Origin of the sequence: Sphingobium rhizovicinum, from assembly GCF_042647625.1 — a bacterium.
Taxonomy (GTDB): Bacteria; Pseudomonadota; Alphaproteobacteria; order Sphingomonadales; family Sphingomonadaceae; genus Sphingobium; species Sphingobium rhizovicinum.
This window is the reverse complement of sequence record NZ_JBHRVU010000004.1, coordinates 1826882-1845506: the sequence shown is the minus strand read 5'-3', so window position 1 is coordinate 1845506 and position 18625 is coordinate 1826882. Positions and strand designations below refer to the sequence as shown.

The 18625-nt window shown below is 62.9% G+C and carries 18 protein-coding genes and 2 pseudogenes; 13 read left to right on the top strand and 7 right to left on the bottom strand.

Going from position 1 to position 18625, the window contains the following annotated elements; genetic code table 11:
* Positions 1–3 precede the first annotated feature (3 nt).
* From ACFOKF_RS10170 to ACFOKF_RS10150, 5 genes are read left to right on the top strand one after another with little or no spacing between them, the layout of a single operon-like run.
* Positions 4–348, top strand: a complete 345-nt coding sequence (locus ACFOKF_RS10170) for an inositol monophosphatase family protein (protein WP_313231451.1) — start codon at positions 4–6, stop codon at positions 346–348.
* On the top strand, positions 345–2750 hold the full coding sequence (locus ACFOKF_RS10165; RefSeq protein WP_380795444.1) for a hypothetical protein: 2406 nt from the start codon (positions 345–347) through the stop codon (positions 2748–2750). The genes ACFOKF_RS10170 and ACFOKF_RS10165 overlap by 4 nt, the downstream gene beginning before the upstream one ends.
* Positions 2665–3129: a hypothetical protein gene (locus ACFOKF_RS10160; protein ID WP_380795443.1), complete on the top strand. Its 465-nt coding sequence runs from the start codon at positions 2665–2667 to the stop codon at positions 3127–3129. The genes ACFOKF_RS10165 and ACFOKF_RS10160 overlap by 86 nt, the downstream gene beginning before the upstream one ends.
* A complete protein-coding gene (gene tnpC, locus ACFOKF_RS10155; RefSeq protein ID WP_313231478.1) occupies positions 3027–3707 on the top strand; it encodes an IS66 family transposase in 681 nt (226 codons plus the stop codon). The genes ACFOKF_RS10160 and tnpC overlap by 103 nt, the downstream gene beginning before the upstream one ends.
* Positions 3704–4297, top strand: coding sequence for a plasmid pRiA4b ORF-3 family protein (locus ACFOKF_RS10150; protein WP_313231443.1), 594 nt, complete (start codon positions 3704–3706; stop codon positions 4295–4297). The genes tnpC and ACFOKF_RS10150 overlap by 4 nt, the downstream gene beginning before the upstream one ends.
* Positions 4298–4329: 32 nt before the next feature.
* On the opposite strand, the gene ACFOKF_RS10145 is transcribed toward ACFOKF_RS10150, so the two are convergent.
* From ACFOKF_RS10145 to ACFOKF_RS10125, 5 genes are all read right to left on the bottom strand, one after another.
* Positions 4330–4899, bottom strand: a complete 570-nt coding sequence (locus tag ACFOKF_RS10145) for an enoyl-CoA hydratase-related protein (protein ID WP_313231441.1) — start codon at positions 4897–4899, stop codon at positions 4330–4332.
* 68 nt (positions 4900–4967) lie between these two features.
* Entirely contained in the window at positions 4968–6086 is a 1119-nt protein-coding gene (locus ACFOKF_RS10140; RefSeq protein ID WP_313231440.1) for an ABC transporter permease, read from the bottom strand.
* On the bottom strand, positions 6083–6931 hold the full coding sequence (locus ACFOKF_RS10135) for an ABC transporter permease (RefSeq protein WP_380795442.1): 849 nt from the start codon (positions 6929–6931) through the stop codon (positions 6083–6085). The genes ACFOKF_RS10140 and ACFOKF_RS10135 overlap by 4 nt, the downstream gene beginning before the upstream one ends.
* Before the next feature lie 280 nt (positions 6932–7211).
* On the bottom strand, positions 7212–8216 hold the full coding sequence (locus tag ACFOKF_RS10130) for an HlyD family secretion protein (protein ID WP_313231437.1): 1005 nt from the start codon (positions 8214–8216) through the stop codon (positions 7212–7214).
* Positions 8213–9682, bottom strand: a complete 1470-nt coding sequence (locus tag ACFOKF_RS10125; RefSeq protein ID WP_314716350.1) for a TolC family protein — start codon at positions 9680–9682, stop codon at positions 8213–8215. The genes ACFOKF_RS10130 and ACFOKF_RS10125 overlap by 4 nt, the downstream gene beginning before the upstream one ends.
* A gap of 141 nt (positions 9683–9823) precedes the next feature.
* Here ACFOKF_RS10125 and ACFOKF_RS10120 point away from each other — a divergent pair, with 141 nt between their 5' ends.
* The 8 genes and pseudogenes from ACFOKF_RS10120 (at position 9824) to ACFOKF_RS10080 (ending at position 15866) form a co-directional block, all read left to right on the top strand.
* Positions 9824–10495 (top strand): TetR/AcrR family transcriptional regulator, encoded by a 672-nt coding sequence (locus ACFOKF_RS10120; RefSeq protein ID WP_313231434.1) that lies wholly within the window; start codon positions 9824–9826, stop codon positions 10493–10495.
* Between the two features lie 41 nt (positions 10496–10536).
* Positions 10537–12854: pseudogene (locus ACFOKF_RS10115) on the top strand (membrane-bound PQQ-dependent dehydrogenase, glucose/quinate/shikimate family).
* Between the two features lie 24 nt (positions 12855–12878).
* Entirely contained in the window at positions 12879–13349 is a 471-nt protein-coding gene (locus ACFOKF_RS10105; protein WP_380795437.1) for an AMP-binding protein, read from the top strand.
* Positions 13303–13650: an AMP-binding enzyme gene (locus tag ACFOKF_RS10100; protein ID WP_313231431.1), complete on the top strand. Its 348-nt coding sequence runs from the start codon at positions 13303–13305 to the stop codon at positions 13648–13650. The genes ACFOKF_RS10105 and ACFOKF_RS10100 overlap by 47 nt, the downstream gene beginning before the upstream one ends.
* Before the next feature lie 30 nt (positions 13651–13680).
* A pseudogene (locus ACFOKF_RS10095) lies at positions 13681–14371 on the top strand (acyl-CoA dehydrogenase family protein); the annotation flags it as partial.
* A gap of 15 nt (positions 14372–14386) precedes the next feature.
* A complete protein-coding gene (locus ACFOKF_RS10090; RefSeq protein WP_313231477.1) occupies positions 14387–14710 on the top strand; it encodes a tyrosine-type recombinase/integrase in 324 nt (107 codons plus the stop codon).
* 90 nt (positions 14711–14800) lie between these two features.
* Positions 14801–15124: an IS66 family insertion sequence element accessory protein TnpB gene (gene tnpB / locus ACFOKF_RS10085; protein WP_313231429.1), complete on the top strand. Its 324-nt coding sequence runs from the start codon at positions 14801–14803 to the stop codon at positions 15122–15124.
* A gap of 67 nt (positions 15125–15191) precedes the next feature.
* Positions 15192–15866, top strand: coding sequence for an IS66 family transposase (locus ACFOKF_RS10080; protein WP_380795436.1), 675 nt, complete (start codon positions 15192–15194; stop codon positions 15864–15866).
* Here ACFOKF_RS10080 and ACFOKF_RS10075 read toward each other — a convergent pair.
* Positions 15849–17810, bottom strand: a complete 1962-nt coding sequence (locus tag ACFOKF_RS10075; protein WP_313231426.1) for a glycoside hydrolase family 97 protein — start codon at positions 17808–17810, stop codon at positions 15849–15851. The two genes, ACFOKF_RS10080 and ACFOKF_RS10075, sit on opposite strands and share 18 nt — an antisense overlap.
* A complete protein-coding gene (locus ACFOKF_RS10070) occupies positions 17810–18625 on the bottom strand; it encodes a class I mannose-6-phosphate isomerase (RefSeq protein ID WP_313231425.1) in 816 nt (271 codons plus the stop codon). The genes ACFOKF_RS10075 and ACFOKF_RS10070 overlap by 1 nt, the downstream gene beginning before the upstream one ends.

Below are 18625 nucleotides of genomic sequence, written 5' to 3'. Positions count from 1 at the left end.
TTCATGGCCCCAGCCCAGCGTGGCGCAATCCATGCGGAGGCGGCCCGGCTGTTCGACCTCGAGCCCATTCCGCGATGTGCGGCCGAAAGCTATGCGCGGCTGGTGCTCGGGCGCAATGATGCTGCCCTCTTCCAGCGCATCCTGCCCTGGGATCATGCCGCAGGCATACTCTTCCTGAGCGAGGCAGGCGGTGTCGCGACCCATTGGGACGGGAAGCCCTTTCGCGTCGGCTCCCCCTCCCCGGGCGTTCTGCTCGCCCATTCAGCGCAGACCCATGCCCTCATGAGCAACGCCCTGTCTCCGCTGCTTCTCGATGATCTCGTCCGGCCGGAACTCCAGACCGCATGACCCTTTCTCGTTCTCTTCTGCTTGCGAGCGCACCCCTGTCCCTTGCGATCGCGGCCCTGCCGGTTCAGGCCCAGCTCACTTCTCCAATCGGCGGAGGCGCGCAAGGCGACGGCACGGCAGGCGCCGCACGCGCACGGACCGACGTGTCGGTGCCTGCCGCATCGTCACCCGCGCCGTTCCAGCCCGCCATCATCGAGCGGACACGCCCCGAACCTGCGGCGCCCGCAACGGGGCCGATCCCCAATCGTACGGCTTCTGACCAGCCCCAACCTTCGCCGCCAAACGAGTTCGAGACCTATGTGTCCGATATTGTCGGCAAGCCGCTGCACCGGTTTGGCGCCGATCTGCTGGTGCCCGAGGCCCGTGATTTCACGGCGCCCACGACCAGCGCCATTCCCGACGATTATGCCCTGGGTGCCGCAGCCTGCGCGCTGCTCAGCGTCCTTCCGCAACCCTATGTCGCCCGCGCCAAGATCGTACCTCAGGACAGCAGCAGCATCGGCCTCAACTCGATGATGAACGCACTGGGCGGACAGCTTGGCAGTTTCGCCTCGCTACTGGGCGGCGCAAAGCAGCCGATCGACATGTATCTGGCCGTATCGCGGACCCCCGAAGTGACCGACATGGTCATCGGCTTCCTGAAACTCGACGCCCCCCAGGCCTATGGCTCGGTTCGCGCGGCGCGCAAGGCGCTGGCGCACAAGGTCGACATTCATTCGCTGACCGGCGGCATGATCGAGATCGAGGTGCGAACCCATGATGCCGCTGAGTCCGAACGGCTGACCCGCGCCTATGTCGCGGCGATCACCACACGCCTCAACGCGCTCGGCAATGATCGCGTGCAGCGCAAGCGCGGCATTGTGGAAAAGCGCTTCAAGGAGGCTGCACAACGCGTGACCAAGGCCGAAGCTGCGCTTAACGCCTTCCGCCAGAGCAACAATCTTGCCGCACCCGAAGCGCAGCTTGGATCGGAACTGTCACTGCGCGCAGGCCTCCAGGCGCAATTGCAGGCCAAGCTGGTCGAGCTCCGGACCGCGCGCCAGTTCCAGGGCGATGAAAATCCCGCACTCAGGGCGCTCCAGTCGGAGGTGGCCGAACTGCGCGCCCAGATCGCCCGCAGTGCTGCGCCGAGCACCGGGGCTGCCGGCCCCAATGTCGCGGGCCTGTCGCAAGTGTCGGGTCGCTATCTCGACCTGTATCGCGACTATCGCTTCGCGCAGGCCCTCTATGAGGTCTACGGCCTGCTCGGCCGTTTCGCCGACTATCCCGTCATTCCCAATGCGACCGGCTTTGGCCTGTTCGATCGGGCAGTCGTGGAGTCGCTCAGGCGCTGGAACGAGCCCGAGCCCTTTTTCCGCGGCATGGTTGTGGAAAGCGGCTTTTCGCTCGCGCTCATCCCGTTCGACCGGCCTGAACGGGCCGCAGGGGAAACGAAGAACGGCTTTCGCACCCTCCTCTCCTTCGCGCTCTCGGGCCTTGCCGGCTCGGCCAAGGGCCTTTTGCGCCTGCCGATCCTGCTGTCGGCCTGGGCAGGCAACTGGGTTGTCTTCCAGAGCGGCCAGGTCTGGAACGAGGTCAATTATTCGACCAGCTACGCGCGGCTGCTGACGATCCGCAAGGCCTCGCCGATCCCGTTGCTCGATCTGGTGCCTTCGCGCCTGGTCGAGGGGATCGAATATGCCGTCCCGCTGCTGATCCGTGCCAGTCAGCTGATCGCCCTCCTCGCCCTTGCCGGTGCCTGGCTTCAACCCACGGCACTCAGCCGCGCACGGATCGGCATCCTCCTCCTGGGCGCCTATCTCGTCACCCAGTCGCCCGGCGGCTATACCCAGCTGTTCCTGCTCTTCCTCGTCCTCCTGGAAAAATGGGAGGGCGCGGGTCCCAGGATCGCGATCACCTGCACCTATCTGCTATGCCTGGTGGGCGACATTCCGATCGCCACGATCATCGAGATCAGCACCAATGGCTGGCTCAGCGGCCGCCCGGTGACGCCGAGCTTTGGCCTTACGGTCGGCCATTTCCTGCGCCCCGGCCTCATCTTCCTCATCCTGTGGGCATTATGGCGCCTATGTCGATTCCATTCCGATGCTGGTGATTTCAGGTCAGGTAAAGCGCGAAACGACCGTGCGCTCGACCGGCCTGCCCCTGCGCCAGCTTGGCGACCAGGAGCTCGATATCGAGGAGCTGGTGCGTCCCGTCACGAAATATGCCGTGATGGTGAACGACCCGCAGTCGATCCGCTATCATATGGAAAAGGCATTGCATCTGGCGACCAGGGGCAGACCCGGCCCGGTCTGGATCGATATCCCGCTCGATGTGCAGGCCTCGAAGATCGATCCCGACAGCCTGGCGGGCTTCGACCCTGCCGAACTGGACGAACCCTGGCGCGCCGCCAATCTTGACCAGATTTCCCGCGACATTCTGGACCGCCTGCAAAAGGCGGAACGGCCAGTGGTCTTTGCTGGCGGCGGCGTTCGCCTGTCAGGCGCCCATCGCGACTTTCTCGCTCTGATCGAACGACTGGGCGTGCCGGTGGTGACCGGCTGGAATGCCCATGACGCGCTCTGGAACGACCATCCCCTCTATGCCGGCCGTCCCGGCACGGTCGGAGATCGCGGCGGCAATATGGTGACGCAGAGCGCGGACCTGCTGCTGGTGCTGGGCATCCGGCGGAACATCTGGCTGATTACCAGGGCTATCTACAGGCAGACGGCTTTGCCGGATACAATGCGCTTTACCGTGACCCCAAGACCAAAGCGCCCAGGGACATCGTCGAAGTAGGATGCTGGAGTCACAGTCGCAGGAAATTTACCGACATACTGGAAAAGAGCCCGTCACCGATTGCGGCGGAGGCGGTCGTGAGGATCGCCGAACTCTTCGCCATCGAGCGCGATATCAAGGGTGCGCCACCCGATGAGCGAAGACGTATCCGCCAGATCAAGGCGGTGCCGAAGCTGGAGGCTTTGCGCGCCTGGCTCGAAACCCAGAACCGAGGTCTGTCTTCCGACAGCAATCTGGCGCGTGCGTGTCGCTATCCGCTCAACCGCTGGCAGGCCATGATCCGTTACTGCGATGACGGTCGGCTCGAGATCAGCAACAATCTGGTGGAAAACGCCCTGCGCGGGGTCGCTCTAGGTCGCCGAAACTGGTTGTTCGTCGGCTCTATGAAGGGTGGAGAGGCCGCCGCGCTCTTTTACTCCCTGGCCGGCACATGCCGGCTCAACGGCGTCGAGCCTGAGGCGTGGTTCACAGACGTCATCGAGCGCATCGGTAACTACCCGATCAATCGGATCGATGACTTTTTACCCTGGAGATGGCAGGCATCAAAGCTGAGCAACGATCTGGAGAAGGCTGCGTGAGCAACGGCACTGTGGTGCGGATAAAGATTACGCTGGACGATGTCACGCCGGCCGTCAGCCGAACGCTGGAGGTGCCGCTCAATATCCGCCTCGACCGTCTGCACACCGTCATCCAGACCGCCTTCTCGTGGACGGACTTTCACCTGTGGGAAATGAGCTTCGGGCAGACCGGCTTCGGCATCCCTGATCCTGAATATGGCTTCGACGGGCCGCTCGACGCCCGTAAGGCCACTCTCGCCCAGGTCCTGGCGGATACGAGGCGCAAGACCTTCCGATATCTCTACGACTTTGGCGACGCCTGGGAGCATAGCGTCAAGATCGAGCGCGTCAGCGCGGCCAGCCCGCACCTGACATATCCACTCATCCTCGATGCAGTAGGCATGCGCCCGCCTGAGGACTGTGGCGGACCATGGGGCTATGCCGAAAAGCTCGAAGCGCTCGGCGACCCCCAGCATGAATATCATGAAGAAGCGCTCGATACCCTCGGCGACGACCATGATCCCAACGCCCAGCCCGATATCCCCCTGATCGAGGCAAGGCTGGAAGCACTCGCGAAAAAATGGGCGCCGCGGACACGCCGGAAAGCTTGACAGGCCGCGTCAACGCCACCTTCCGTCGGCGCTTACGCTGCTTCAACCGACGCGACAAGATCACCCGCCGGGACAGTTGCTGTGGCAAGGCCCCAGGCGATAGCATCCTGTGCTCCAACCATTTCACCCAGCGCGAGCATAGCAAAAGCGCGAAGATGACCGATACGGGCCGGAAGCAACAGGCTAGCCCCCGCTTCGGGAACAAGGCCCAGGTTCACGAAGGGAGTAGACAACACAGCGTCATCGGCGAGGATGACGTAATCGCAGTGCAAGAGCATGGTCGTGCCGATGCCCACAGCCCGTCCCTGAACAGCCGCGATTAGCGGCTTGTCCGTCTCGGCAATCGCCTGAATGAAGCGGAGGACATTGGTCAGATTACCTGGCTTGCTCGATGCAAATTCCATCACATCGTTGCCGGCGGTGAATATGTCGCCCTCTCCACGTAGGACGATAACCCGGATGGCCGGGTCGTTGCGCGCCGCATCGATCCGGTCGGCGAGCACGCCGTACATGACGTCCGTCAGCGCATTCTTCTTGTCGGGGCGGTTCATGACGAGCGTCAGAATACCGCCCGCCGTGTTCTCCGTGATATGGTCCGTCACGCATTGCTCCTGATTTGGGTCCTGGCGCCGCAGCGCCGGTTCAGTCGGAATATTGGCCTTGCGTTCGCTCAGGCATGCCCTGTTACCGAGCGCGGCGCGAAGATGACGATCCGGAGATACGCGAGCGCGGAATAGCCGATGGCCAGCGCCACCAGCATCAGCAGCGGCAGTGCGACGTCTCCAAGCGTGGCGCGCATCTGGTTGAGAGGGACAAAGGTGTGCACCCCCGACGTCGAGGGTATCAGGTGGGAAAAGACTGACACGAAACCCGGCATCTGATCGAGCGGATAGGTAGCGCCGGTGAGGAAGAAGAACGGAACCGAGGTTGGACCAAGCATGTATGTCGCCCGCTCGCCCCGGTCGAATACACTGCCCACCAACAGTCCCAGCGCAGCGACAGCTACGGCGAAGATCGGCACGACAATAATCATACCTAGGACGTTGCCGTCCACCGGAACTCCTTGCAGCCAGAAGATCAGACCGAACAGGAAGTAGCAGCCCAGAATGCCGACTGATGAGAAGGCCGCCAGGGTACCGCCGAACTCCGACGCCTCCATCCGCCATGCCCCCGCCCGTCGGCGACCGCCCATGAAGGTCGCGACACCGAAGAGCAGGGTCTGCTGGATGATAATGACCGCCACGGACGGGAAGACGTAGCCCTTGTAGCCGCCCGTTCGATTGAAAAGCGGTTCTTTGACGACCGTGACGGGCGGACCGCCGCGACTGGCCTGCCCGCCCGGTATAAGGCGAGTTTTCGCGATATTCTGGATAACTGCGGTCACCACCTCACCGATCGTGCTCGCGCGCAGCAGATAGGTTGCATTGACCCAAACGGCGATCCCGGAGCCAGGCGTTCCGGCACGCAGCTGGCGCTCCAAACCGTCGGAGATCAGGATGACCCCATCGGCCTTACCCTCCCGCATATCTGCCTTGGCGGTAGCAAGATTGCCGACCACATTCACGACACCGATCGCGCGGGTGGCATCCAGGTCCAGGATCATGGTTCGGCTGAGGGCGCTGTCATCCTGATCGACTACGACCACGGGCAGCTTGCGCGGTGCCTCATGGGAATAAGGCGCGGGATAGTAGAAGGCATACAGGACGACCGCGAGCAGCATCGTACTAAGCAGCGTTTTCGACGTAAGAATGGTGTGCCACGTCGAGAGGAAGGCCCTATCGAAGGTCATACCCGCCGCGCCCTTACCATGATGAAAGCCAGCGCCCCGCCGCCCGCGATGACGACGTAGGCCATCAGCGAGACCATCGGCGCGACGGCTGCCGCGACCGCCTGACCACTGACCTGCCCCATCTGAAGCGCGATATAATGGGTGAGCGGCAGCACGTTACTCCAGGTGCGGGCGAATGCATTTCCGCCGTTCAACGGCAGCGTCGCGCCCGAATAGGCAAGGGCCGATCCGGCATAGACGGCGCTGGCAGACAGCGCCGTAGCTGTCTCGCTCGTCACCGCCACGAGGAGTGCGGCGACGGCAGCCGTCGCGGCGTAGAACAGCGTCTGGCCGCACGCGATCAGAAGGATGCTCCCCTCAATACGCCAACCGCGCGCAAGGGTCAGGTAGAGGAGCCAGGCGAGGCCCCAGCCGCTAATTGCGAGGACATAGGGCAGCATTTTGCCGGCCATCGCCGGGGCAACCCCGCCGCTTGCCCTCGCCCATTCGGACAGCGACTTTCCCTTCAGTTCGCGGCCAATCGCCATGGCGCAAACGCAAGCCGCGATCAGATGCAGAACCGCCGGGAAGATCAACAATCCTAAGAACCATTCAAAGCTCGACGGCGCGTTGCCCAGCGGCGTCGCCTCGACGGCGAGACGCCGGACGCGGCTCGCTGGTACCGCATGATTGGGCAGCTGATTGGCGGCGATCTCAGGGAGCGCTTCGGTCACCGCCTCTTCAGCCGCACGAGCGACCTGCCCCCCTGCGGTCAGGAAACTTCCGTTGTAGAGGATGCGGACGACTGGCTCGCGGTGCCGGGCCACGCTTTCGCCGAGCCCCGCCGGGATGTGTGCAAACCCCATGATCTTGCCGGAGCGGACCGCACGAACGGCGTCGACCTCCCCGGATAATACCCGCCGAACCGAATGAGGGGCGAGGCGTCGAGCGCCCGGATGACTGCTCGGCTGGCCGTGCTACCGTCGCCGTCCACGATCCCCAGCGGCACCTGGCGAAGTGGGCCCTGCCAGAACAGGGCCGCGACGATGAAAATGAGGAATCCGGGCAGCAGCGTAATCCCTGCAAGATCCCAGCGGTCGCGGCGCAGATGATGCACCTCGCGCGTCAGAGCCCGGCGAAAAGCGCTCATTGTGGCCAGTCGAACAGGACGCTCATTCCCGGACGAAGCTTTTCGATCGGACTGACCGGATGCAGCCGGATCTCGAAGGTTCGCACGTCATAGCCGGACGCTTCGCGCGTGGCGCGCCAAGTCGCGAAGTCGCCGCGCGGCGCAACCAGATAGACCTTGAAGTCGGCATCGCGTTGCAGCGCAGGTATGTGACCGTGCAGCACGGAGCCAATCCCGAGACCATGGTAACGGTCCTCCCGCAGGTTCAGCGCGACCCAAGGGTGATCGATGTCGATGACCTGATAGGCGGGGATGACGGGGCTGACGACTTCGCCTGGCTGCACCAGCTTGCGGGCAACTTCACCGGCAATCGGCGAGAATAATTGCGTTTCACGGTCCAAGGCGTTGGCGGTGCGCAGTGCGGCTTCGGCAATGCGCACCTGAGCGTTCGCCGCCTGTTTATTCTGCGGACGTGCTCCTGCCAGCGCCTTCAAATATTGCTGACGCGCAGCTTCGGCGTTGCGGGCGCTGCTGTCGCGCGCTGCCGCTGCCTCATCCCGGCGCTGGGCTGCCACCACCCCTTGCGCATATAGATTGGCGGTACGCCGGCTCGTCACCGCTGCCAAATCCGCGGCCGCCTGAGCGGCCTGCCATGTCGAGCGCAGCGTTGCGATGTCTTCCGACCTCGCGCCCTCGTTCGTCTCCGACGCAACCGCGCGTGCGGCATCGAGCGCACCTTGCGCCTGCGCCTGTCCGCCCGCGATCTCAGGGCTCGACAGAGTTGCGAGCAGCGTGCCGGGCTGAACGCGCTGCCCCTCCTCTGCAATCAAACGCTCGACGCGAGCGAGCGCTTTTGTGCCGACATTCACCTCGTCCGCGTCGACCATGCCCTGCAGTTGCTCCGGCGCCGGACGGCTCGCCAGCCACAGTCCCAGGACGATGACCACCACCACGATCACACCCGCGACGATCGCGATAGGCCGCGTGTTGCGCCTTGCCGGGGCGGCTGTTTCTTCGTTCACTTCTCGTCCCCCAAACGTCGATCGGCACGCGCCAGATAGGTGGTGAAATCGTCAACCCGGTGGCTGGTCGCGAGCAACCCCGCCAGCGCGAGGTCATATTCATAGGCCGCCGCAATCCGTTGGGTTTGCGTCGAGGCCAGCGTCGCCTCGGCATCGACAAGCGACGAGGATGGGGCTTCACCCTCGAAGAATGAAACCCGTTGGACCCGCAGGTTTTCCCGGGCTGCGGCAAGGTTACTGTCGAGCAGCAGGAAAGACCGCCGGGCGGTTTCGACCAGATTCCAGGCACGAACGATTTCGCTGGCCACGTCCTTACGCGCCTGCGCAGCGGCATCGGCCGCCGCACGCTCCTGCTCGCGGGCCGCATCGAGCGACTTCTTGCGATCGAAGTTCGACAACAGGGTATATCGCAGGCTGACGCCAGCCACCCAATCGGGTTCAGTCGGCAGTGCGTTGTCGCGGTTGGCATTGTAGCTACCGAACGCAAAAGCCTGGGGGCGGTAACGAGATTTCGCCAGGCCCACGCCCGCACGGGCGATGTCGCGGGCGGCATCCGCGCCGCGTGCTCGCGGTGTTGCATCGATGCCGTCGATAAACACACTGACCGGCGGTAGTGGCGCCGAATTGACGAACAGCGGTGTCAGGGCATTCACACCCCCGGGCTGATCCAGCAATCGCGCGAGCGCATCGGCGGCCGTCGCTTCTTCAAGCTGCGCCCGCACATAAGCGCGCTCCGCGGCATCGCGCGCGACCTGGACCTGAAGAACGCGGGCATGCGGGATGACTCCGTTCTGCTCGAGCTTCTTCGCATCGGACAGATGCCGGTCGAACCCCTCAAGGGTTTCACGCGTGGAGTGCGTCAGTTGTGCAGCGACCTGCTGTCCGAAATAGCCCCGAACAAGGCCGACACGAGACACGTCGTGCCCGCCGGCCTTTTTGGCGCGCGCCACATCGACCGCAGCGTCTGCTCCTGCCTGTATCGCCGGGATCGCTCCGCCTGTATAAAGCGGCATCGCGACGGTGATCGCCGGCCGGAACACCGTGTCGCGCGTCTGATATTGCAGCGTGTCCGGGATCGCGCCGAATATTGTAGGCAGCGCGGCACCGACCCGCTGCGTGACCTGGCCGACGATCTGCTGCAGCCCCGCCGGAAACTGGCCGGGTAACTGCGACAGAAAATCGGTTGTGGCATTTTGGGCATTATCCTTCGGCCCGGTAAGGTCGACGGATAACGTTTTCTGATACTCGATGACGCTGGCCGAAGCGCTGACGACCGGGCGACGAAGGCTACGGGTAGCACCAGCAATCAGCTCACTTGCACGGACGGCATGATCCTCACCGGATAGTCCCGGCGAGGCATCATCTATGCGCGCAAGTGCGGCATCGAAACTTAAAGCTTTGACCGTCTGGCCGGACTGACTTTGCGCTTGCGCGGTTGTGGCACATACGAGCGCAGCATATCGCACGCTGTGGCGCGTTAAGCGACCTATCATCTCGCCGCGTCCTCCTGCTTCCCTGATCGCTCTCACCGGTACGCCATTACGATGGCCCATCCGCGGGGCCGGCTTTTGCCGTTGTCGAACATGTGACCCATCCCGTGGAAATCATTGACAGCCATCAAAGTATCTCACATATTGTCATTGATGACAATAGTGACCGCTCCAGCGCGGCGCCGGCGCCGCCAGCCTGACGAACTTCGTCACGAGGCGATCATCGCGGCACGTGAGCTCCTCGTAACGGACGGGCCGAGCTCAATCACGCTTCAGGCTGTTGCTGCAGCTTTAGGCATGACCCATGGAAGCATCACTCATCATTTCGGCGCCGCAGCCAATCTGCAGGCGGCGGTGGCAGATGGCCTGATTGAACAGCTTCTGACAGAGGTGCGAACGGGAACATCCGCCTTGAAAGCCGGCGTGATCGCCGAAGCCGACCTGGTCGATCTAGTCTTCGACACCTTCGAACAAACCGGCATCGGCAAGTTGATCGGATGGCTATCAGCCACGCATAGCCCGCTTTTGCAGCCACTATTTGAACGATTTTCTCGCCTGTCTGGCGAGATTGCAGGCGACCGTGAGGAAGGATCTGCCTTCACACAAACCGAGCTTCCTATGATAATCGAAAGTGTCGTCATTCCGGCATTAGGTTCAGCCTTAATCGGTTCAGGACTGTTACAAGCCCTTAATATCTCACCAAATTGCACTCGGCATCGTGTAGCTCGGGACCTCGCCGTGGCGCGTGAACTCCGCATCGCGGTGTCTCGAGCGAACTTGCCAGATTAAAGATTGGCCCATTAATCGGGGCCGGCTGGCCCTGCTCATATATGATCGGAGCCACCCCGATGTCTAAAATTGCGAAGCTCTACGCGTTTATTCTAACTATAATTGGCTTAGCCTTGGCTGCATCTGGTCTCTGGTTGATTGCGCTCGGGGGATCCCTTTATTATACGATCTTTGGCGTTGCATTAGCCGCGTCAGCTATTCTGGCGATCAAGGGTCGGCGCGAGGCTAATTGGATTCTTGCGGCCGCATTGGCGGGCACGGTGATCTGGTCGATCGTCGAGGCCGGTTTCCGGTTCTGGGACCTCTTTCCTCGCCTACTCGCCCCCATTGCACTCGTTGGTCTGGGCTTCGCACTGTTTCCCTCAATTATAACGGGGGCAGCTCGCAAGGGGTTTCGATTGAGCGCTGCGGCATGCGGTGTCGCATTCATCGTCTTATTCGGATTGGCGTTTGTGCCGCATCCCACCGTGTCCGCCATCGCAGCAGCAGACTACTCGCCGGGCGCGGGCAATAATGCGCCGCAGGATTGGACATCCTACGGTGCGACGACCGCAGGGCTCCGGTATGCGACCTACAACAAGATCAATCGGGACAATGTCACGACGCTGAAGCCTGCCTGGACGATCCGAACCGGCGACAAGGGCCCGGGCATCGACCAGAACACGCCGCTACAGATCGGGGACACCCTCTACAGCTGCACTCGCAACAACATCATTGTTGCTCTCGACCCAGACACCGGTGCGACCAAGTGGCGTTTCGACCCGCATGCCAAGGCGCCGTTTTGGCAGCGGTGTCGCTCGCTTGGCTTCTACCAATCGGCGAGCATGACGGGCGAATGCCAGCAGCGTCTCATTGCGACCACCATCGACGCACGTCTGATGGCGCTGGACGCCAGGACGGGCAAGCTTTGCCCCGGCTTCGGCAATGGTGGCACCGTGTCGCTCGCCGAGGGCATGGGACCGGTCAAGCCGGGCTTCTACTTTCAGACCTCCGCCCCGCTCGTTGCGCGCAACATCATCGTGATCGGTGGCTGGGTGGTCGACAATGAACAGACTGGTGAACCCTCCGGCGTCATCCGCGGCTTCGACGTAATGACCGGCAAGCTCGTCTGGGCATGGGACTTGGGCAACCCGGCGATCACGCGTGAGCCTCCTCCCGGCCAGACCTACACACGCGGTACGCCGAACATGTGGACCACTGCGGCCTATGACGACAAGCTCGGCCTGATCTATGTCCCGCTCGGCAACGCCACGCCTGACTATTACGGCGTGCAGCGCAAGCCATGGGCAGACCAGTACAATTCGACGCTTGTCGCGCTCGACGTGACCTCCGGCCGCGAGCGCTGGAAATTCCAGACGGTGCATCACGACCTGTGGGACTATGACCTTCCCGCACAACCCGCCCTCGTCAATCTGCGGGGCAATATTCCGGCGCTCCTGCTGTCCACCAAGCGGGGTCAGCTATTCCTGCTGAACCGAGCCACTGGTCAGCCGCTGAGCCGCGTGGTGGAAAAACCCGTGTCGTCGGCGGGCAGCGTGCCGGGTGAGCGGATGTCGCCGACCCAGCCTTATTCGGTTGATATGCCGGTGATCGCGGAGACGCTGAACGAACGTCGCATGTGGGGCATGACCATGTTCGACCAGCTCGCCTGCCGCATATCCTTCCGTCAGTCGCGTTACAGCGGCGATTTCACGCCCCGGGCATGACCCTGTCGATCGAGCATCCGAGCAACCTCGGTGGTCTGAACTGGGGAAGCATGTCGGTCGACGTACCCAACAACCGGGTGTTCATGAACGACGTCCGCGTGCCAATGACCGTCCGCCTGATGACCCGTCCGGAATTCACGGAGTTCGCCAAGAAAAACCATCCGGATGGCACCGGCCACGGACCATCGCCGCAGCTCGGCACGCCGTATGGCGTCAACATCCAGATGTGGATGACGAAATTGGGCGTCCCCTGCTCCCGCCCCCCGTTCGGCACGATCACCGCGATCGACCTCAACACGCGCAAGATTGCGTGGCAGGTGCCGGCCGGAACCGCCGAGGAATTGGGGCCGCTTGGGATCAAGTCGCACCTGCCTATGCCGATCGGTATGCCGACCTATGCCGGCACCAGCGTGACCGCTGGGGGACTGCTCTTCTTCGCGGGATCGCAGGACTACTATCTCCGCGCTTACGACACATCGAATGGCAAGGAGGTCTGGCGCTACCGGCTGCCGGTAGGCTCGAGCGCGACACCGATGACCTACATTTCACCTAAAACCGGACGCCAGTACGTGCTGGTATCGGTCGGCGGAGCTGCCCATTCGAAGGACATCGGCGATTACGTCATCGCGTTCAGTACACCCAAAGCCAACTAAAACATCAAAGCCTTAGGAGAGGTTATGACGCAGCTAAGATTGCTCGAGACGGTCGCTGCAGAGGCATATGACTATCCCCTCCTCATCCGTCGATTGCTCCCCCAAGCGGAGACGACGAATGAGGAGATCGTCAGCGACGGGCGGCGATTTCGTTACGCCGAGTTCGTCGAGCGGGTTCACCGCCTGGCATCAGGTCTCTCCCAGCTGGGTGTTCAGGCAGGGGATACGGTCGCGGTGATGGATTGGGACAGTCACCGCTATCTCGAATGCTATTTCGCCATCCCCATGCTTGGCGCGATCCTGCAGACCGTCAATGTTCGCCTAGCACCCGCCGCGATCGGGCTACTCGCAGCAGCACGCTTCCGATGCGCTGTGGGACGGCGGACGCCTTCATACCGGCGACATTGCCGAGATCGATGCCGACGGCGCGGTTCGGATCGTCGATCGGTTGAAGGACGTCATCAAGACGGGCGGCGAATGGGTCTCGTCGCTTGAATTGGAATCGCTCCTGATGGACGTCCCCGGCGTGGCAGAGGCGACCGTTGTCGGTATTCCAGATCCCCGTTGGGGCGAGCGGCCGATCGCGTTCATCGTGCGCAGCACAGGTCCGGCGGTGACGGAAGCATTGCTGCGGCAAGCGGTTTCCGAACGCGCACAGACGGGCGCGATCTCGCGCTACGCCATCCCGGATGCGATCCACTTTTGTGAGGTTCTACCGAGAACGAGTATCGGCAAGGTCGACAAAAAAGCGTTGCGGGACACGGCCATCGCGTCCGCTTCGCTCCCGACTGCCTGATCCCGCGATTACCTTTGAAAGAACCGAAGTATGGCCCCCTCCTCATCCGCGACCGCCGAGATCCGGTTCGTCCTCGACACGATCGCTCGCATACACGACCTTGCTCAACACGACCGATTTGCCGACGCCCGCGATGACGTCGTTGATGCCGTCCTCGAGGGAGCCGGGGAATTCTCCGCTGGCGTCTGGGGTCCCATCAATGGGATCGGTGACACCGTTGGCGCGCGGTGGACTGACGATGGCGTCGTCATGCCCGATGGGTGCTTCCGCATATCAGGCCTATGTCGAGGGCGGATGGGGGACCATCGGCGTTCCTATAGAACATGGCGGCCAGGGAATGCCTTTCGTGCTGCAGACCGCCGTGCTTGAACTGCTCGGAACAGCCAATACAGGCTTCGCGCTTTGCCCGACGCTAACGGTCGGTGCAATTGAGGCGCTGGTCCATCATGGGTCGGCCGACCAACAGGCACTGTATCTGCCGCACCTCGCAACCGGGGCCTGGACCGGCACGATGAACCTTACCGAGCCGCAGGCTGGATCGGATGTCGGCGCGCTCCGCACGCAGGCTCTTCCTCGCGGCGACGGGACGTGGTCAATCAAAGGCACCAAAATCTACATATCGTACGGTGACCACGACATGGCCGAGAACATCGTCCATCTCGTTCTCGCGCGGACGCCAAACGCACCGGCGGGGACGCGCGGCATCTCCCTGTTCCTCCTGAACAACGCCGGCCGGATGATGACGCGCTCCGGCTTCGAATACATCCTCGAAAAACACGCCGCAGCCGCGGCCAGAGTCGCGCCCACGCTGGCGACAAAGTCGATATCACCCCGTGTACTACGACACAGCTGTGCCATGCACATGCTTCAGGCGACGCGCGACATTCACAAGGTAGCGCTGTGGCTCGGTCATGCCACGCTCCAGAGCACAGAGATCTGCCTGCGCGCTGACCCGACCGAAAAACTCGAGATGCTCGACGCTTTGGCGCCGCTCGGCATAAAGCCAGGCAAATTCCGCCCGCCGGACAAATTGATCGCGATGCTGGCGTCGTCGGAATAGTTCATAGTTATGCGGAGTTGATCGGCGCCCTCAGGCCAGAAACTGGTTCGCTAGCGCCCTGAGCTCCGCATAATCATGGTCGCCGCATAGTTGCGCTTATGTGGTGCACCACATAAGCGCAAGGGATTTGACGGGCTGTTGGCGCAAGTGCGCAATATCCTTCAGCTCGATCCATTCTCGGGGGCGGTCTTCCTGTTCCGCGGCAAGCGGGGCGACAGGTTGAAGGCCTTGGTGTGGGACGGCTCCGGGCTATGCATGTATGCAAAGCGTCTCGAGCGCGGAAAGTTCGTGTGGCCCCGTGCTCATGAGGGCGCGCTCCGGCTGTCGGCCGCCCAGCTTGCGATGCTCGTCGAAGGGCTGAACTGGAAGCAGGCGATCGTCCACGACGAGGTGATCACGCCGAGTCTCGCATAGCCAAAAAGATCAGGAAAACCGCCATTTTATGTAGGTCTTACCGTGGTCTTTCGCTATGATTGAGGCCATGCGGTTCGCCCTTGATCGCCTTCCCACAGATCCGGTTCTCCTGCAGAAAATGCTGCTGGAGATGGCCGATGCCATGGAACAGGAACGGGCCGAACGGAGGGCCGCGGAAGCCACGGTCAAAGCCCAGACCTTGCGGATCGAAAAGCTCGAGCATCGTGTCGCGCGGCTGCTGCGTGTCCAGTTCGGCCGCAGCTCCGAGAAAATGGATATCGCTCAGCTGCGGCTGATGTTCGAGGAGGTCGAGGCACCGGAACCCGCCAACGATGAGGTGCCGGCGGCGCCGGTAGCAAAATCGGCCCGCAAACCTGGCAGCCGCGCTCCGCTTCCGGCGCACTTCCCGCGTCAGACCGTCGATCATCAGCCCAGCCCATGCAGTGGCGGTTGTAACGGACCGTCAGTCCAGATCGACGAGACCGTCACTGAGGTCCTCGATTATGTCCCGGCGCGCTTCCGCGTCATCCGCCATGTCCGGCCCCGGCTGGTGTGCCGGTACTGCGAGCAGATCCGCCAGGCGCCCGCGGTCGATCTGCCGCTGCCCAAGGTGGTGGGAGGCGAGAGGTGCGGCGGAGAGCATCGCGACGCCTCCTCGAGCTCAGGCCGCGACTGCCTAGACCGGCATCGGGAGAAGCTTGGCCGCAGCGGAACCAATTTAAGTCTATGGTTCGAATATTAGTACCGCTCCACCAGAAGCCGCGAGATCGATGGATATGCTATCGGCAACAGTGCGGCTCGCTTGCACGATATCCCTCGGCTGCTCACCGTCCTGCCACATCGTCATTTTGAAAGACGATCCAAGCTTTCCGATTGGCAACTCGACCTGGCGGGCCTGACTGTTGTTGAGCACGCCGACATACCAGCGCTTGCCCTTGCGCCGGGCAATGGCGACATAGTCCCCCACATCCCCCGCAAGGAAACGGGTCTCGTCCCAGCTTGTGGGTACCATGCGGATGAAATCAAGCCCTGCAGGGTTGGCAGCATAGCTGTCGGGGCTGTCGGACACACAGGCGAAAGGACTTTCATAGACCACATAAAGTGCAAGCCCATGCGCACGGGTCGTCTGGACGAAGGGCAGATCGTTACGGATTGCAAAGTCGGCGGGCGCGACATTGTTGAAGCCCCCCGGCGTATAGTCCATCGGCCCCAGCAAGCCGCGCGTATAGGCGAGCATCACATTGTGATCGGCGGTGATCCGCCGGCTCCATTTATTATATTCCGCGCCCATCACCCCTTCCTGGGTCAGGAAATTGGGATAGGTGCGCGTCAGCCCGCGCGGCACATAGGCACCGTGCAGATTGACCATCAGCTTGTGGCGGGCCGCAACTTCCAGCAGGCGATGATACCAGGCGACCATCGCCTGATCATCGCGGTCCATGAAGTCGACCTTGATGCCGGCAATGCCCATACGCGCATATTGGGCGAGCGCCGCTTCCATATCCGCGTCCAGCGCCCGCCAGTTGAACCAGAGCCAGAGGCGCACCCCCTTCCGGCCAGCATAATCGATGAGGCCGGGCAAATCGATGTCCGGTGTCCAGTGCATAACATCAGCACCGGGGCGCACGTCGCCGCCACCACCCGCGCCCTGATACCAGCCCTCGTCGATCAGGCTGTATGGGAGGCCATTGGCAGCGGCGAAATCAATATAGGCCTTGGCCGTGGCGGTGTTGGTGCCGGCTTTGTCGACCCCCTTCAGGCTGGGGCCGTTCCACCAGTCCCAGGCCGACAGGCCCGGCCTGATCCAGTCGGTCTGCGCCACTCGCGACGGTTCGGCGAGGCTGGTGACCAGCGTAGAGGCGGCCAGGTCCCCCGCCCGGTCCGCCAGCATGACGAGCCGCCAGGGACTGGCGAGCGGCGCCCCCACCTTGCCACGGACCGCGACCCTCGGATCGTCGAGCGCCGGTGACAGGCGCGCCGCAAAGCCCGGGCCGCCATCGCCGCGCCCGGTCAGATAAAGGCCGGCATAGTCGCTCAGCCCAGCTTCAGTGATGGCCAGTGCCTTGCCGCCACTTTCGCACAGCATCGGGAGGTCGAACAGATTGTGCGGTCTTACTTTGGCGGGTTCGACCGGCTCATATTCGCCCTCATGGCTCTTGCCGAACGATCCGATGTTGAAACCCCAGCAACGGCTGTCGGCCGCGACGCGAAATTCGGTCCGCTCCTCACGGATGACCGACACGGCAATCTGCGGCTGAACCGGCAGGATGGTGCGAAAGGCCACACCATCATCATAGGCACGCAGTTCCACCGTCAGCGCGCGGTTCGCGCCATCCTTTTGTGTCAGCTCCACGCGCAGCGCGCGATAGCGATCGGCGGCGGAAGCCGCCTTGCCCGCGACGATGGGATAGCGATCCTCCCCGGACGACGCCTGACTGGCCGTCAGCGCCAGATTGGTCGCCAAGGGGCCGTCGTCCAATGTCAGCCCCAGCGGCGAGGGGTCGACCAGGCGGTGCCCATCCCGATCCACCGACCAGAGCGGCTGCCCCTGCGCATCCAGAGTGAGGCTGATCCGGTTATGCCCGTCGGGCGACGCAACGACCCGCGACTGGGCGGCGGCCGGCAGTGCATAGCCCAGTGTGAACAAGGGTAGTGCCAGCAAAGGCAACGCCCGACGTCCCCGCATCACAACGCCCCTTCTACGGCAGCCAGGACCATAGCATCGGCGGACAGGCACAGGGATGCCGGGCTGTCGAGATAGAGGCATTCGCCCACGCCCGCGCTGTCGCCGTCGGCCGTGGCGAAGCCGGCCAGCGGGATGATCCAGACCGGCTGCTGCCCCAGTCGTGCGCGCAGCCCGTCGGCATCGGTCGCCCGCAGCACGGTGAAGATCGGGCAGCGAGCCAGTATGCGCTCGACCGCCCCCCCCTGTGACGCCCGCACCGCCTGGGCCATGTCATAGGGCAAGGCGCGCGACACCGCTGTGCCATCCGCCAGATGCAGTTCGCGCGGGCGACCATAATCATAGAGGCGATAGGTCACGTCGACATTCTGCTGAATTTCGACCAGCATGATCCCCGCTCCCACCGCATGGACGGTGCCGGCGGGAATGAAGAAGAAGTCGCCCGGTGCGACCGGATGCCAGATCATTTCCCGTTCGATCGATCCATCCAGCGCGGCGTCACGCAATTGCTGCGGATCGAGTGGCCGCCGCACGCCGATGCCAAGCGTCGCGCCGGGCTGTGCATCGATGATGTACCAGCATTCACTCTTGCCGCTGGCCAGTCCCCGCGCCCGCGCCTGCACATCATCGGGATGAACCTGGACCGACAGGCGCTCGCTGGTGAAGAGATATTTGACCAGCAACGGCAGATGCGCGCCATCGGGCGGCGTGAACCAGAGTTCACCGATCGGGTCTTTCAGGTTCGCTGGCACCGCCGCCCAGTCCGGCAGGTCATGGCGCCCCCAAGGCTTTTCGACAAAATTCGCGACGAGCTTCAT

Coding starts and splice junctions, on each gene's coding strand:
- ACFOKF_RS10170 (WP_313231451.1), top strand. CDS start 4: ATGGCCCCAGCCCAGCGTGGCGCAATCCATGCGGAGGCGGCCCGGCTG.
- ACFOKF_RS10165 (WP_380795444.1), top strand. CDS start 345: ATGACCCTTTCTCGTTCTCTTCTGCTTGCGAGCGCACCCCTGTCCCTT.
- ACFOKF_RS10140 (WP_313231440.1), bottom strand. CDS start 6,086: ATGACCTTCGATAGGGCCTTCCTCTCGACGTGGCACACCATTCTTACG.
- ACFOKF_RS10135 (WP_380795442.1), bottom strand. CDS start 6,931: ATGGGGTTTGCACACATCCCGGCGGGGCTCGGCGAAAGCGTGGCCCGG.
- ACFOKF_RS10105 (WP_380795437.1), top strand. CDS start 12,879: ATGACGCAGCTAAGATTGCTCGAGACGGTCGCTGCAGAGGCATATGAC.
- ACFOKF_RS10090 (WP_313231477.1), top strand. CDS start 14,387: ATGATGACGCGCTCCGGCTTCGAATACATCCTCGAAAAACACGCCGCA.
- ACFOKF_RS10080 (WP_380795436.1), top strand. CDS start 15,192: ATGCGGTTCGCCCTTGATCGCCTTCCCACAGATCCGGTTCTCCTGCAG.
- ACFOKF_RS10075 (WP_313231426.1), bottom strand. CDS start 17,810: ATGCGGGGACGTCGGGCGTTGCCTTTGCTGGCACTACCCTTGTTCACA.
- ACFOKF_RS10070 (WP_313231425.1), bottom strand. CDS start 18,625: ATGAAGCTCGTCGCGAATTTTGTCGAAAAGCCTTGGGGGCGCCATGAC.